14 protein-coding genes and 1 pseudogene are annotated in these 16,038 nt (G+C 37.0%); 5 read left to right on the top strand and 10 right to left on the bottom strand.

Translation table 11 applies throughout. The annotated features are described in order from the left end of the window. The first annotated feature begins 8 nt into the window (after window positions 1-8). Both P20652_RS15495 and P20652_RS15500 read left to right on the top strand, forming a co-directional pair. On the top strand, window positions 9-989 hold the full coding sequence (locus P20652_RS15495) for a tRNA-dihydrouridine synthase (RefSeq protein WP_008165956.1): 981 nt from the start codon (window positions 9-11) through the stop codon (window positions 987-989). Window positions 990-1,050: 61 nt separating this feature from the next. Beyond that, complete coding sequence (locus P20652_RS15500; protein WP_008165955.1) at window positions 1,051-1,377, top strand: TraR/DksA C4-type zinc finger protein; 327 nt, start codon at window positions 1,051-1,053, stop codon at window positions 1,375-1,377. A gap of 16 nt (window positions 1,378-1,393) precedes the next feature. Here P20652_RS15500 and P20652_RS15505 read toward each other — a convergent pair whose 3' ends face one another. The 9 genes from P20652_RS15505 to pyrC all read right to left on the bottom strand — a co-directional run bounded on the left by P20652_RS15505 (window position 1,394) and on the right by pyrC (window position 10,660). Further along, window positions 1,394-2,437, bottom strand: coding sequence for a hypothetical protein (locus P20652_RS15505; protein WP_008165953.1), 1,044 nt, complete (start codon window positions 2,435-2,437; stop codon window positions 1,394-1,396). A 61-nt stretch (window positions 2,438-2,498) separates the two neighbouring features. Next, a complete protein-coding gene (locus P20652_RS15510; protein WP_008165951.1) occupies window positions 2,499-3,758 on the bottom strand; it encodes a tetratricopeptide repeat protein in 1,260 nt (419 codons plus the stop codon). 11 nt (window positions 3,759-3,769) lie between these two features. Further along, entirely contained in the window at window positions 3,770-4,387 is a 618-nt protein-coding gene (locus P20652_RS15515) for an energy transducer TonB (protein WP_008165950.1), read from the bottom strand. Next, window positions 4,387-4,791: a biopolymer transporter ExbD gene (locus P20652_RS15520; protein WP_007583867.1), complete on the bottom strand. Its 405-nt coding sequence runs from the start codon at window positions 4,789-4,791 to the stop codon at window positions 4,387-4,389. Before P20652_RS15520 ends, P20652_RS15515 begins: the two co-directional genes overlap by 1 nt. A 14-nt stretch (window positions 4,792-4,805) precedes the next feature. Beyond that, the gene (locus P20652_RS15525) at window positions 4,806-5,330 is read right to left on the bottom strand and encodes a MotA/TolQ/ExbB proton channel family protein (RefSeq protein ID WP_002961709.1); all 525 of its coding nucleotides are present in this window, start codon (window positions 5,328-5,330) and stop codon (window positions 4,806-4,808) included. Further along, on the bottom strand, window positions 5,330-6,694 hold the full coding sequence (locus P20652_RS15530; RefSeq protein ID WP_008165945.1) for a MotA/TolQ/ExbB proton channel family protein: 1,365 nt from the start codon (window positions 6,692-6,694) through the stop codon (window positions 5,330-5,332). Before P20652_RS15530 ends, P20652_RS15525 begins: the two co-directional genes overlap by 1 nt. A gap of 6 nt (window positions 6,695-6,700) precedes the next feature. Then, window positions 6,701-7,471, bottom strand: coding sequence for a DUF3450 domain-containing protein (locus tag P20652_RS15535; RefSeq protein ID WP_033017001.1), 771 nt, complete (start codon window positions 7,469-7,471; stop codon window positions 6,701-6,703). A gap of 1,495 nt (window positions 7,472-8,966) precedes the next feature. Beyond that, the gene (locus P20652_RS15540) at window positions 8,967-9,170 is read right to left on the bottom strand and encodes a cold-shock protein (RefSeq protein ID WP_002961702.1); all 204 of its coding nucleotides are present in this window, start codon (window positions 9,168-9,170) and stop codon (window positions 8,967-8,969) included. Window positions 9,171-9,610: 440 nt separating this feature from the next. Beyond that, window positions 9,611-10,660 carry a dihydroorotase gene (gene pyrC / locus P20652_RS15545; protein ID WP_008165941.1) on the bottom strand — a complete coding sequence of 350 codons (1,050 nt, stop codon included), beginning with the start codon at window positions 10,658-10,660 and terminating at the stop codon, window positions 9,611-9,613. Window positions 10,661-10,898: 238 nt separating this feature from the next. Here pyrC and P20652_RS15550 point away from each other — a divergent pair, with 238 nt between their 5' ends. The 3 genes from P20652_RS15550 to P20652_RS15560 all read left to right on the top strand — a co-directional run bounded on the left by P20652_RS15550 (window position 10,899) and on the right by P20652_RS15560 (window position 15,410). Continuing rightward, the gene (locus P20652_RS15550) at window positions 10,899-13,268 is read left to right on the top strand and encodes an EAL domain-containing protein (protein WP_008165939.1); all 2,370 of its coding nucleotides are present in this window, start codon (window positions 10,899-10,901) and stop codon (window positions 13,266-13,268) included. Between the two features lie 435 nt (window positions 13,269-13,703). Next, the gene (locus tag P20652_RS15555; protein ID WP_008165938.1) at window positions 13,704-14,591 is read left to right on the top strand and encodes a LysR family transcriptional regulator; all 888 of its coding nucleotides are present in this window, start codon (window positions 13,704-13,706) and stop codon (window positions 14,589-14,591) included. Between the two features lie 54 nt (window positions 14,592-14,645). After that, a complete protein-coding gene (locus tag P20652_RS15560) occupies window positions 14,646-15,410 on the top strand; it encodes a YdcF family protein (RefSeq protein ID WP_008165936.1) in 765 nt (254 codons plus the stop codon). Between the two features lie 9 nt (window positions 15,411-15,419). On the opposite strand, the pseudogene P20652_RS15565 reads toward P20652_RS15560, so the two are convergent. Continuing rightward, window positions 15,420-16,038 (bottom strand): annotated as a pseudogene (locus P20652_RS15565) (Nif3-like dinuclear metal center hexameric protein); the annotation flags it as partial.

Genomic DNA, 16,038 nt, shown 5'->3' with positions numbered 1-16,038 from the left:
ATCACCTTATGAAACTTGTTTTAGCGCCTATGGAAGGTGTCGTTGATTTTAAAATGCGCCAATTACTTACAGACATTGGTGGATTCGATTTGTGCGTTACCGAGTTTGTAAGAGTGGTTGAAGCGCGCTTACCTGATAAAGTCTTTCATCGCTATTGTCCTGAATTAGCTAACAATGGATTTACACGTGCAGGTACACCTGTACGAGTACAATTGTTAGGACAGGTTGCCAATGTGTTAGCTGAAAACGCAGTTAAAGCAATTAGTTTAGGCTCTCACGGCATCGATCTTAATTTCGGCTGCCCTGCAAAAACCGTTAATCGTAGTCGAGGGGGTGCTGTGCTACTCAAAGATCCTGAACACATGCACACCATTATAAAAGCAGTCCGAGATGCTGTTGATAATAAACATGAAGTGAGTGCAAAAATTCGCTTGGGATTTGACGACGATAGTAACAGTCAAGAAATCGTTGATGCGGTAGTAAGTGCAGGTGCAAACAGTATTGCAATCCATGCGAGAACTAAACGCGATGGTTATAACCCACCTGCTTATTGGGAAAAGATTCCACCAATAATAAAAAATAAAGACATTGCTGTGGTTGCCAATGGTGAAATTTGGCAAGTTGAGGATGCTATGCTTTGCCAAAAACGAAGTGGGTGCAGTGATTTAATGTTGGGTCGTGGCGCGCTTTCGCATCCCGATTTGGCAAGAAAAATTAAAGCTCATGTAAATAACGAACACTATGATGGACTCCAATGGGAGCATATTATTTACCATTTAATTCACTCATCAATTCATCAAGACCCCGCGAAGGATGAAAAATATTTTGCTTCACGTACTAAACAATGGCTCGGTTATTTGAAACGTCAATATCCGCAAGCAATAGCTTTATTTGATGAAATCAGACGTTTAAAAAGTAAAGAAGATGTGGCAAGCGTATTAAATAAATACGCCAAAGCGCCGCAACTTGATTCAAATCATAACGACTAACTTAAAGACTCTAGATAATATCAGTATAACGTAAAGCCCATTTAATAAGGTTGTACTGATAATGCATCATCAAAAAAGACTTAACGATGAAATAGCACAAGTTAAATTAAATATATTAACCATGCTTTCTAAATCAGCTTACCCTGCACATCACCATTTAATACAAATTTTAGCTGATACAGCAAATAATGAGTGGTTAGACTACGCAGCACAAAAATTAGGGCCTGAGTATGCGCTTTTAATCAATCGCATGACTAAACTAGAAGCCGCTGTAAGCCAAATAGAAATTGGCCAGTATGGATACTGCTGTGACTGTGAGGAAAAAATATCAGCAAAATTGCTTAAACTAGACCCCGCAACTCAACGGTGTACAAAGTGCGCACAATAAGCGCACTTTAAAGTCATTACATCAATTGCTGGATAAAGCTAAATGATTGCCCTGGGTAGAGTATTATATCTTCAACTAAGTATTGAGCCTCTTTTGGGTTTATTTCTAAGCGCTTTATAAGGTTCACCTTTGCTTGTGGCAAGGTCCAAGCGTGATAATGAACACCTATATCTGTTTCCATCATTGCAAGCATAATCGCTTTATCTTCATTTGACATACTCATAGTACTCGCCATTGCAGGTAAGTCTTGGTAACTAGATTGCCAATCAAGCCCCTCTATTAATTTTTCAGCCGATAAGTATTGCACTAAAAATGATTTTTGGTGTGAACTAGCTAATTTATTATCTAATGCTACACGCTCTAATAGTTTTATTTGCTCATTAAGAAGAGTTACCCATTCAAGTGGGGAGTGCACTTCACCACTGAAGTAATTAAGTTTACTTTGGTACCAATCTGTTCCATTTGGAAGCCCTCTTAACCCCACACTACCACGAGGTTTATAACTGGATAAATAATCACTAAAAGCTCTTATATGACTTTTAAGAGCAGGTTGAACATCATCATTTGCAATGGCACTTAATACATAGCTTTGTAGCAGTGCAAGTTCAATTTTGTTGAGCTTTAAATTACTTTTTTTAGCACCGTCTAAAGTATCTTGGGTCAATTTAAGCCAAGTAATAACATTATCTGGTGTGTTTTTTGAGTTTTCAAAAGCAAGCATGTTTTTTAAAACATTAACTTGAGCCGGCCAATTAAAATAACGTTCAGGAAATCGCTCTGCAATAACCAAGTAGTTTACTTGTGCAATTTGATTGAGGCTAAGCTGCATATCCATTAAATTCTGATAAATAGTATGACGTTTTGCTAAATACACATCAGAAAAAACTAAATGCTCTTTAGTAATTTTATCGGTTTTTCTAGTGTCCGTTTGTAAGAGCGCAATATTTAAAGCTTTTAATGCGATTTGTGCATCCTCAAACGACTCATATCTTTGAGCTTGCTTTGAACATGCAGCTAAAAATAAGCACAGTAGTAATGAAAAAGTGAGCTTTTTATACATAGTAATTCCAATAAAAAAAGCCCCATAGGGGCTTTTTATAAGTTGCTTTAGCTAATTAAAGTTAAATAGTAACACCGTTGCGAGCGGCTTTATCTTTAATATAAGTAGCCCAACCTTTTGCAAACTTACGAGTGCGAGGGTCGTCCATTGCTTTAGTAATAGCAGCATATGCTTGCTTATACTTGCCTTGGTAATAATACGCTTCAGCTAAATCTGAATAAATAGTACCTTTTTTATCAGAGCCAAGCTCTAATGATTTGTTCAAACGAACAACAGAAGCACTGAATTTCTCAGATTGTAAAAGTAACGAACCCGCTTTGCGGTAAAGCTCAGCATCATCATCAAATTTAGCAGCCTCTTCGTAATACTTAGCAGCTTTTTCTAAATCTTTAGAACGATGATAATTACTAGCAATTGCAGTTACATTTTGCTTTGTACGTTTAACTTTCTCTTCTTTAACTGCCTTTTCAAGCGTTACAGCTGCTTTAAAAGGTATCTCGTTTAAAGAATAAAAGTTAGATAAGACTTTATAATCAACTTCATTTTCAAAGTAACCATTATTGTATGCAACTTCCATAGTTGCTAAACCTTTAGAATAATCCTCAGTTTGTAGGTAATATTTACCTAAACCAATCCAAGCTTTTTTATCATCAGGCCATACACGAACAATTTCTTCGCCAACTTTAACCATACTTGCATAATCTTTAAGTTCAAAGTATGCAGCTAGTTTTAGTTGGAAAGGGCCTTTATTTGGCTCTTTTTGAAGTTTAATTGCCTTATCTGCTGGTTCAAAAACATCACGGAATTGACCTAACTGGAAATTAGCTTGGGCAATACGCGTATAAACCGTAGGGTCTTCTGCACCGGTAAAGTCCATCCAAGCAACATACGCTTTTTTGGCTTCTTGATACTTTTCAGTACCGGCGTATAAATCGCCTAACAATTTTAGAGTTTGTTCTTGATCAGCAAAGTTTAAAACATCAGGGGCAACTGCTTGTTTAGAATATTTAATTGCTTCGTCATACTTTTCTTTTTGCGCGTACATGCTACCTAAGTAACGATTTACAGTCGCTTTATCAAAGTCATTCGAAGCATCAATCTCTCTAAGCAAAACAATTGCTTCATCAACTTTTTCTTCGTTGTACAATTCAAATGCTTTAATTACCTTTTTACCAGTACGCTCGCCCATGATTTTAGTTTTTGCTTTTTTACGCTCTTCAATTTTTGCGTAATCTGGCGCTGCTAAAACAGATGCACTTAAAGTAGCACCAGTCACAGACATAAGAATCGCAAGAGCAGTTACTTTAGAAAAATTTCTCATTACTCGCCTCCTTAGTTGCCTTGGTTAAGTTTAAAGTCTAATTGAACTTGTAAACCTGGTTGTTTCTGTGGTTTTCCGTCGATTATTTTCGGACGGTACTTCCACTTACGCAATGCGCGTTTAGCTTCACGATCAAAGATACGTTTAGGTTCTGCGTCAATTACTTCAACATCAATAACCCCACCTAACTCATCAATTGTGAATGAAAGTTGTACCCAACCTTCTTTGCCATCACGTGCTGCTTGCGTTGGATATTTTGGTTCTATACGAACGATAGGTGTCGCATCACCATCTCGTCCAAATGCACCAGGACCACTTAATCCACCAGCTGAACTACCTATATCGATACTACCCATATTAAATGACATAGCACCAGGATTAGGGTTATTATTTTCCGGCTGTGGCGGCTGCGGTTTAGGCGGCTGCTTTGGCGGTGGAGGAGGAGGAGGCGGTACACGCTTCCTCTCCTGCACCTTAGATTCAGGCGGATTCGTCATTATTTCGACTATGATCTGCTCTTTTTGTTCCGTATTACGGTCAGCCCCACCAGAGATGAGGAAGGCCATGAAGTAGAACAAGCCGAAAGTAACTGCCCCACCTGCAATCAGTGAAAACAGAAAACGAATCATTACTGATCTCCAGCTATTGAAATTCTAAGGTTGTCACCCGTCGCTTTAATCTGGTCCATAACTTTAACCACTGTGCCGTGTTTAGCTTCTTTATCAGCTTGTATAATCACAACTTCAGTAGGTTGTTCTGCTAATAAACTTTCGATTTTTGCTGAAATACGTTCAACATCAATTTGTTGTTTATCAACCCAGATTTCGCCGTTACTACGGATAGCAATAAAAATGTTAGCATTTTTTTGCTTAGTAGCTTGGGCAGCTTTTGGTTTATTGACCTCGATACCAGCCTCTTTAACGAACGATGTAGTTACGATAAAGAAAATAAGCATGATAAATACGATGTCAAGCATTGGCGTCATATCAACCGCTGCTTCTTCTTCTTCACGAAAACGTTGTTTACGTGCCATATTTAATTCTCTCTCTAGTGATGAGGCATACTATCAATAAGTTTGGCTTTCACCATTTTAGCTTTTGTCTCAAGACGTGAGCTAAAAAATACTCCAGATAATGCCGCAACCATTCCAGCCATTGTTGGGATTGTTGCCATTGAAATACCTGATGCCATTAAACGTGCGTTACCCGTACCCTGGTTGGCCATGGTTTCAAAAACCGAGATCATACCAGTAACAGTACCAAGTAAGCCTATTAAAGGACAAACAGCTACTAATGTCTTAATCAACAACATACGCTGATCTAATTTTTCAGACGCTTCAGAAATCCATGCTTCACGGATTCTGTGTGCGTACCAAGACGTAGTGTCTTGGCGGGCATCCCACTTTGCTACAATTTCTTTCGCTGTGCGAGGAAATTCTGCAAGTAGGAACCAATAGCGCTCAATCATTAAAACCCACATAAGAAAGAGTGCTATCGCGACCACGTATAAAACCTGGCCGCCTGTGCCAACAAAATCCCTGATAGATTCCCATATCTCCATCAGGACTAGCATTAGGCTTTCTCCTTCTCCGCGTGAGTAGCAACGATACCCGCGCTTTGCTCATCAAGGATGTGTAATACCGACTTACTACGACCAGCTACAAGAGCATGAAGTAGAATTAGTGGTAATGCAGCAATTAGGCCTAGCGCTGTAGTTACAAGTGCTAGAGAGATGTTACCTGCCATGATCTTCGGATCACCCGTACCGAACAATGTGATTGTTTGGAACGTTAAGATCATACCGATTACTGTACCTAGTAGACCTAGTAACGGTGCGATTGCAGCAAGAATTTTAATTATATTGATACCAGCTTCAATGCGTGGCGTTTCACGTAGAATCGCTTCATCAAGTTTAAGCTCAAGGTTTTCAACATCTTGGTTCTTGTTGTCATGGTACACTTTAAGAATACGACCCAGTGGGTTATTTGTATTCGGTGTAGCAACATTTTTAAGCTGGCTCTTAATCTTACTCGTAGTAAGTGTAAGGTCAACAAAACGGATTAGAGTAATTAGCATACCTAGGCCAAGTAAAGCCGTGATGATATAACCAACTACGCCACCTTGATGGAAGTATTCCATAAGGGTCGCTTTTTGAGTGTTGATACGTAAGATAGCACCACGAGTCGGATCTATGTAAACACCAGCGTAGTTATCTGGTGATGTATTTTCAAGATCAGTGATACCGTCTAAAATATAGCTATCAGGCTGTTTACCTAGAGGCTGAATAGACTTAGTCTCTGGTGAATAAATTAAGTAACCATCGTCTGTAACTAAGTTAAAGTTACCGATACGTGTTACTTTTTTCATTGACGGGTTACCGTCAAGACCAGCAACTTCAGTTTCAAAAGTTGAAACTTTAGCTGATTCTGTCATTTCAGTTTGAAGTGAAATCCAAAGTTCTTCAAGTTCACGAACAGTTGGAAGTTCTTTAGCAGCTGCTAACGAACGTAAGATTTCAGCACGACCTGGTTTTTCAGCACTAACTAGTGACGCTTCGATAGAACCGATAGCATCTTGCGCTGCACGACGTACAACACCAAACATCTCACCTAAAGTACCTTGGGCACTTTGTAGAGCTGCTTCTTTTTCAGCTAGCGTATTTTCGTTTTGTGCATATTGCTTAGCTAAGCTTTCACCACGTGCTTTTTCAGAAGCAAGTTGGCTTTTAGCTTTGTTAAGTAATGATTGCTTGTCAGCACGCTCTGATAAGAACTCTTGCTCACGTTGCTTATTGATTTTACCTTCAGAGATACGCTCTTGCTTTACTTGCTCAAGAATTTTGTCTAAAGCATCAGTATTTGCATGTGCATTAAGCGCGGTACCTGCAGAAACAGTTAGTACTGCTGCAACAGCAAAACCTTTAAATAGTTTCTTCATTATTGATTACTCCGCGCCAAAGATAGGTAGTTTAACAAGTTCTAATGTCGCTTGCTTACGCGCCATACGAATAACTTCTTTCACAGGTTTTAGGTATTCTTCACCTAATTCTTTCCACTGTTTAGTATTGTTATCCCACACCCAAGCATGTTTCAAGTCAAAAGACTGAGCAACGTAAGTAATACGACCTAACTGACCGATATCAACGTTAATGCTTTTGCCGTCAACTTCTAATGTACCTTGTGAAGCAGATACAAGTGAGCTGTATGCTGTTTCAATAGTGTAAGCTTCAAGTACTTGACGGAATTTTTCAGACGTCGTTACAGACGCAGAAACCATGATTTCACGAAGTCTTTCAACACGTCCTAAACGCGTTTCAAGATTAAATGGAACGTCCGCTTTGATGAATTGCTCAAGCGTATCGATCATGCGATACATCAAAGGCACAACGTTTTGTTTAGTGTTATCAATAGTAGCGATTTGACGATCAAACGATTCAATCGACGCATTTTGGCTATCTACCAAGCGCGATACATGATCGTTATACACTTTCATAAGTTCAGTCTCATCAACGACGCTACGGTACTCAGCTATTAGCTCTTGAGTTTGACCATATACATTGTCAATTTTAGTTTGAGACTTAACCGCAGCCTTTTGAATTTCTTGACCTGCTTTTTGCACGTCATTCAAAGGATCTGCAATCACATTGCTGCTTGCAAATGCAAATGCGCCAACCAACGCAGTTGCTACAAGACTCTTTCTGATTTTAACAGACATAGTTCCCAACCAATTAAGTAATGTTACTTTTATAATTTAATTATCCTCCGAAGAGAACAACCCTGATATCTTTTAATAGATATCAACCTTCCAATAATGCTAAATGCAATAAGCGCTGTCAACTTGATGTTTGCTAATCTAAGTAAATAAATAACCAACTTAAAGTTTAAACTAAAGTACCAGCTCTTAATAATTAACATTATTGCAACCAATGTTTTTATTAATATTTGTATTAAACCCTTTTAAGGAGTGTATTCATGTGTATCACGCTGACAAAAAACAACATAAATGCAACATTTAGCCAAGCCTAAATTGACGCTGAAAAAAAACAAAATAATTCTACTTTCATATAATAAAAGTTATTTTTTAAACGATTTCAGTATATTTTAACTCTTGACTAACACTTCGTCTGAAAAAACAAACCGTTTATCGCACAATAAAACAACAAGAAAATGAGTTTATACTTTTCTCCAGTATTCAATACAAAACCAAGAGCTAAAGTCAGTTTATTTTTCAAAATTGATGATTTCAAATTAAAAGAGGCTTATTCATCATGAACAACTTATTCTAAGATACATTAAATATAATCTATTAAGCCCTTATACCTTCGATACAAAATATGTACGTAAGATTGGGTTATTACTTTTTTAAAGATCACTTTAATACAAGCAATACGATAGCCTAATTTAGATATCAAAAAGAGGTATTTACATCAGGAAATGACGTTAAAAACTAAGGTATGTTGATATTTCAGGATTGAAATCAGTTCAATTTAGAAACAATTTAATCGCGGAGCAAGTTTTGTAACCTAGTGGGCTTGGTAACTGCTCAAGCGATACTCTAATGACTAACATCCATATAAAATAAGCCAAACAGAGCAGCACATACATGTAACCCCTAGTCAGACCCTAGAGCATCGTGTGTTTGGACTTTACACATCGTTATCGCCTGTTTAAAGGGAATGACCCCACTCGGTATACACTGCTTTAATTAAAAAAATATACCGTTGCAAATTCAACCTCCAAAGGTCAACACATCCTAGTGGTACTCAAAAATTTATACAAAGGTATGCTTAAAAGTATGACGCAATAATATATGATTCAACCCAGCCATAGAAACTGACTTTAGTTCTGGCTAAGGGTTTTTAAAATAAAGTAAGACAAGTTTATGCGTCAATTAATGGCTGATTACACGTTAATTAAGTCAATACTAAACCGTAGTTTGAAATAAGTTTATTATAATTTGTGCGCTACTTTGGGGTATTTTTGTCATAGGACTATTTCGAATAATAAAATCAGATTTGATGATTAAACAATAATAGTTGAGTCTAATTATAAAGTTTAGATAAGTTCAAGAAAAAGACATTATAGATTTTATTTATTAAAATCGAATTAAGTAAGAAGAATTTTTGAAAAATGAGGATTTAGATAATAAAAGAAATTATGGTGAAACAGAGACCTGCTTCACCAAGATGAACAAGAGTTCACATAATAAATTATGCTGCTTCTACGTTCTCAGCTTCAGGGCCTTTTTGACCTTGTTTGATGCTGAATGTCACTGCTTGACCTTCGCTAAGAGTGCGAAAACCAGAACCAGTGATTGCGCTGAAATGTACAAACACGTCAGGACCATTTTCTTGTTCAATGAAACCAAAGCCTTTAGCTTCGTTGAAAAACTTTACTTTACCAGTAACCGACATACTAAATTTTCCTGTAAGTCAATAATTAAAATTCAGCCATATTATTATGGCAATATCCTCCCTGAGTCAATGCTCAAAAATATGGAGGTACAGTACAGGAACAAGTAATAACCTAACCGGTAACCTTAAACGCAGCACAATATCCGTAAATTCAATACATAAAAACTCAAAGCAAGGTAAGATTAACACATTATATTTTTTTTCGCTCTATTAATTGGGAATTATTTATTAAAAATATAAATTTGTTTTAAACCGACCCTAACTGATTAATTTATAAGCAAAAGCTATAAAGTCTTATTGTAATATATATTGCTATAGGTGTGTATAAAAGCCCTCTAAAACCGCTATAGTGTCAAATAACACTTCAATAATATCAAAAACACAAACAAAATAGCCGCTTTAAAAATTAAGCGGCTTTAGGTTTGAATATAAAGTATTAACTATTTAACAAACCAATCAATCGTATCTTCAGCCTTTATAGGTACAACTTCAGAGTCGCCTAATGTATAACTTGCAGGTACCTTCCATGGTTTTCTTTCTAATGTGATTGTGTCGGCATTACGCGGCAACTCATAAAAGTCAGGACCAAAGTGGCTTGCAAATCCTTCAAGCATGTCCAAAGCTCCTGCTTCTTCGAAAGCTTCAGCATATAACTCAATAGCGGCATGAGCCGTATATGCACCAGCACAACCACAAGCCGCTTCTTTTTTATCTTTATAATGTGGAGCAGAATCAGTTCCTAAGAAGAATTTTTTATTTCCACTTATGGCTGCAGCCATTAATGCTTGCTGGTGAATGTTACGCTTTAGAATTGGCAAACAGTAATAATGTGGGCGAATTCCACCCGCTAACATGTGATTACGGTTATAAAGTAAGTGATGCGCTGTAATTGTTGCCGCTACATTGCTAGGTGCATTAACTACAAACTCGACTGCATCTTTTGTTGTAATATGCTCGAGTACAATTTTAAGCTCAGGAAAGTCACTTACTACATCTCCTAAAATTGTATCTAAAAATACTTTTTCACGATCAAAAATATCAATTGAAGAATCTGTAACCTCACCGTGCACTAATAAAAGCATTCCCACTTTTTGCATTGCTTTGAGCACTGGGTAAATATTTTTAACTGAGGTTACGCCTGAATCAGAATTTGTTGTCGCACCGGCGGGATAAAGTTTAGCTGCAACTATTTTACCTGTCGCTTTAGCTTTTACAATTTCCTCGGGAGTTGTTTTATCTGTAAGATACAGCACCATTAATGGCTCAAAATCACCTTGTGGGTTTGCCGCCATAATACGTTCTCGATAAGATAGCGCAGTATCAGTACACGTTGCTGGCGGAACAAGATTTGGCATAATAATAGCGCGTCCCATGTAGCGGCTAATATCACGTACAGTATCTTTTAGCTGATCACCATCACGTAAATGTACATGCCAATCATCAGGGCGAGTAATCGTTAATGTTGTTTCAGAGTTTGTATTATTCGTCATTTCTTTGTTCCACGGCTGAATTTATCCGATCATAGGCACATGATGTTTTCGAGTAAAGATTTTATTCAAAATAATCTTATACCGATGACTTAACTCAGTTATGTAACTAAAGCTAATGAGTTCTTTGTACAACTGTACAATTTATTAGAACCATTCATCGTTTTATTTTGTACAACAATCCTATATTAGGTTAACTTGTCGCTGTACTTAAAAATAAAAAGAATAATATAAATTGTCTATGTCTCACAAAACTGATGCTACTAAAGCACTTGAAATAAAAACTGATCATCTGAGTATTATCAATCAGTTTTCATCTAGTTTATTACAACTTGATACTCTCGATGAACTCTTTGCATATGTCACAACACAAGTTGTTAATCGTTTAGGCTTTGTTGATTGTGTAATTTATTTATCCGATATTTCTAGCTCCACATTAAATCAAGTCGCTTCTATGGGTATTGCACACGCCCGAGACAAATATCAAGCAGAGCGTAAAGTGATTCGCTTTAGTGAAGGTATCACTGGTGCTGTTGCAAGCACTGGGAAAGCGGTTATTATTGATGATGTTACAAAAGACGACCGCTATATAGCTGACGAACGACCTGCTCAGTCTGAATTGTGTGTACCGCTGATTTATAAAGAACGGGTGTTAGGCGTTATAGATTGCGAGCATCCGATAAAAAGCTATTTTAATAATGCTCACTTAGAAATACTTACAACGGTTGCGCATTTACTCAGTGCCAAAATAAATCAAGTTAATACCGTTACTAACCTACAAAAAACAGTTGGACAGCTTAATGAAGCTCAAAAATTAGAAAATAGCCTACTACAGATAGCCAACTTAACTTATAAAGCTAACGATCTAGATACTTTTTTTGAATCCCTACATGCAATAATAAATAGCTTACTCCGCGCAGATAACTTTTTCATAGCTCTTTATGATAAACACGTCGATATACTCGATTTGGTTTACATAGTAGAGGAAGGTATTAGTACTAAATGCCATCAAAAAGCATCTAAAGAACAACTTAAAAATACAGCTTCGTATTATTTATTACAAACTGGACAAAAACTGCTACTAAATAAACAAGCATTTCAACAGCATATAAACAATGGTAATTTTAAGATGGTAGGTAGGCAGCCTGAATCTTGGTTAGGTGTCCCATTTAAAGCTAATGAACGCATAAGCGGTGTAATTGTTGTACAAAGCTACGATACAAACTTGCAATATAATGAACATGATAGTGCCCTTCTTACCTATGTAAGCCGTCAAATAAGTATGGCTATTGACCGTCAATTAGCACGTCAAGAATTAGAGCATCGTGCTCTTCATGACGAGTTAACAGGTCTTGCCAATCGCTCTTTACTTATTGAGAGAATTAAACATGCTATTTTACGTTTAACTCGCGCTAAAAAAGGCACTACACACGCACTTCTCTATTTAGACTTTGATCGGTTCAAAAGTATCAATGACGCACTTGGTCATGAAGTTGGTGATCATTTTTTGATTAAGATATGTGAATTAATAAAAGAGACTGTGCGAAACACGGATACTTTTACTCGTTTAGGAGGGGACGAATTCGCTATTTTCATGGAGAATATTACACATCGTAACCAAGTTAATGAAGCTCTTAATCGTATTCAAACAGTGCTTTCAAAACCAATCAACGTTGATGGGCACCTATTACAAGCCTCTACTAGTATAGGTATTGCTTATAGCGATAATGCAAACAACAAAGCTTATATTCTTTTACAACAAGCTGACGCTGCTATGTATGAGGCTAAGTCGTCTGGTCGCGGCCAAGTTAAGTTTTTTAATAATACAATGCGTAGAAAACTTAAAAATCACGCAGATATAGAAAATGACTTACAGCATGGGATAGAACACAACGAATTTGAACTCTACTTTCAACCCATTTTTACTATAGCGGAAAGTAAAGTAATCGGGTTTGAAGCTCTAGTTCGATGGCACCATCCTAGCAAAGGGTTTGTTCCACCAAACGACTTTATACCGATAGCGGAAACTACAGGGCAGATTATAAATCTTGATTTACATTTACTCGATTTAGCAGCGCAACATATTTCAGATTGGCACCAACAAGGACACCGTTTTTTAAAAGTAACGGTTAATGTATCTTCACGGCACTTTGCAAGTCTCGACTTTGTTGCTCAGATACATGCACTATACAACAAATACCAACTCCCATTAGGCTCTTTATGTTTAGAAATAACGGAGTCTGGGTTAATTGAAAATCTAGAGCTTGCCACACAAATAATTGAAGGACTTTCTCCATTAAAGGTTAAATTATGCCTCGATGATTTTGGTACTGGCTATTCAGCACTTGGTTATTTACATCAGCTTCCTATTCATATTTTAAAAATAGATAAGAGCTTTATCGATCATTTACAAGATTCATCTAACCCATTGGTAGAAGCTATTTTATCATTAGCCCAATCTTTAAAATTAGAAGTGGTGGCTGAGGGAATTGAAACAATTGAACAACTTACTAAACTACAAACAACTCATTGTGAATATGGCCAGGGCTTTTTAAAGTCAAAACCTGTTACAGCAAAAGAAGCTATATTACTAATCAACAATCCATTATAAACCTTTAAAAAAGCCAGCAAGTAATTTGCTGGCTCACTCATTATAAAGTAGCGTTCACTTTAATTTTTCTTGTAACTTTTGGTTTGCTGGACATGCACACCTTGTAAATTTTTATCTCGAACAATGCTAAATAAAAACTTCAAATCTAAACCTCATCGCCTGTTGAAACGAGTAAACCTATGTAGATTGCTAACTATTACACCAGCATAGATAGACTATAATCGAGCAATTTTATAATACAACATGAAGTAAACTCATCTAAAACGTATCAAACCAGTTTTAAATCATTTTTTATCGCTAATAATTTTAATATTTAATTGATTCACAGAAATAAATTAAATACTTTAGCCATCTAGACGTTGAAACGTTTTTTATATGAGCGTAGTATGTAGTTAATCTGAGCTAAACTCAATTTTACCATGAGAATATTTAAAGATGATTGGTCTTAAACACTTAAAAACGATTGCTACCCTAAAAGAAACAGGATCTTTGGTTAATACAGCAAGAGAGTTGTTTCTAACGCAATCTGCTTTATCCCACCAGATCAAGGATTTAGAGAATAAATTAGATTGCCAGTTATTCGAGCGTAAAACTCAACCAGTCCGATTTACTCCCCAAGGAATGCTGTTACTTGAATTAGCTCATGAAATTTTACCAAAAGTAGAAGCAACTAAATGCCGTCTAAAAGAAAGTTTAAACCAGCCTATTTCTCAACTTCGCCTAAGTGTAGAGTGCCATGCATGTTTTCATTGGTTACTACCTACTATTAAAGAATTTAATAACTTTTGGCCTGATATAAAAATTGATTATGAACGTGGCTTTAGTTACGACGCTATTCCTGACTTACTTAGCGATGAGCTCGATTTAGTTTTAACATCTGACATACGAGAACCCGACACATTAGAATACGCGCACTTATTTGATTTTAAATTGAAGCTTATTGTAGCACCGGATCATGAACTTGCTAAAAAAGCGTATGTAACCGCACTTGATTTAAAAAACGAAACTATTATTTCATACCCTATCCCGCGCGAACGCCAAGATATATTTAAGCATTTCATTCAAAATGCACGTTTTGACGGAACGTTAAAAACGGTTGACCAAGGGTTACTAATTTTTCAACTAGTAAGTGCTGGGATGGGCGTTGCCGCTTTACCTGATTGGCTAGTTACACCTTATGAAAGCCAAGGCTTAATTAAATCAATCCCTTTGGGCGCTCTTGGCCTTACTCGTCCTATGTATTTAGCAATGAAAAAAGACATGAAAGATAACCCTGTTTATCGTCACTTTTTAAATACATGTAAACTAAATAACGGTCGATAATCATCAATATAATGAGTAATATCGCTGTAATTAACCCTGCAGCGTTTAACTCTTATGTTTGTTGTTAAAAAAATGATTGGTGGCTTACTTATGCCACTGCCTCTATTTGGCATATTTGCGTGCCTGATGCTCCTACTCGCATTTAAAAGCCGTAAATCAGCTCTCTTCTTATCGACTTTAAGCTTAATTGTATTACTTGCATTAAGCACACCCTTTATCGCCAATTTAATTATCCAAAATAATGAACCTGCATCGCTTGCATTTAATACCCTAAAGCATCCAAAAATAGATAAAATAGTTGTACTAGGTTGCGATATAAACCCAAACCCAGCACTCAGCGCTAATAATCAACTGGGTAATTGTGCGCTAACCCGCTTAGTAGAAGGTGTAAAACTGGCAAAGCACTACCCTAATGCAGTGCTTATAGTTTCAGGTGGAGGTTATCAAAATATCACTAACAGCGGGCTTATGTATCAAACGGCAATTAGTTTAGGCGTTAAGAAGAGTCGTATATTCCAAAACCCTAAAGCAATGGATACAGGTGAAGAAGCTAAGTTACTCGCATCAAAATTAGTCGACTTTAAAGTTGCGCTAGTAACATCTGTACTGCACATGCCACGTGCCAAAGACTTATTTAATGCTCAAGGTATTGAAGTAGTTACCGCAGCCACTGATTACCATAATTTTGCAGCGCTGCCGTGGAGCAAACAATTTATTCCAAATGCCCAAGCCTTACTTGTGGTTACGCAATATAGTCACGAACTAGTAGGAAATATATGGATAAGTTTGCGCCGCTGGATAGATCCAGAGGCGCTTTAATTCCCACTACTAAACTGGATTATCTATATCTATAAATGTCACATCAAAACCATGCTCTTGAGCAAGTAACTCACCTAGTGCTTTTACGCCATAGCGCTCTGTTGCATGATGCCCAGCTGCAAAAAAATCAATGTTTTGCTCACGAGAACTATGAATTGTCTGCTCCGATGCTTCACCCGTTAAATAAGCATCAATGCCTTGCTCTGCTGCTAAATCAATATATCCTTGCCCACCACCAGTACACAGTGCAATGGTTTCTATTTTAGCTGAGCGTACTAAGCTTGTGAGCGGGGTTCGATTAAGCACTTTTGCAATTTTATCTGCAAAATCTTCACCACTTAATGGTGTTTTTAAACGCCCTTTCATTGCTACGCTATTTGAAGTTGGCTCTAGCCCTGTTTCAATTTCAATATCTAATAACTTTGCAAGTTGTGCGTTATTGCCAACTGCTGGATGAATATCGAGTGGTAAATGATAGCCGAATAAATTAATGTCGTTTGCTAGTAGTGCGCCTATGCGACGCTTTTTCATACCCGTTATTGGTTGAGATTCCCCTTTCAAAAAAAACCATGATGAACCAAAATAGCATCTGCTTGTTGCTCAATGGCAGCTTCTATTAAAGCTTGAC

This window comes from Pseudoalteromonas sp. BSi20652, from assembly GCF_000239855.1.
Taxonomy (GTDB): domain Bacteria; phylum Pseudomonadota; class Gammaproteobacteria; order Enterobacterales; family Alteromonadaceae; genus Pseudoalteromonas.
This window is presented reverse-complemented; position numbering and strand designations above follow the sequence as displayed.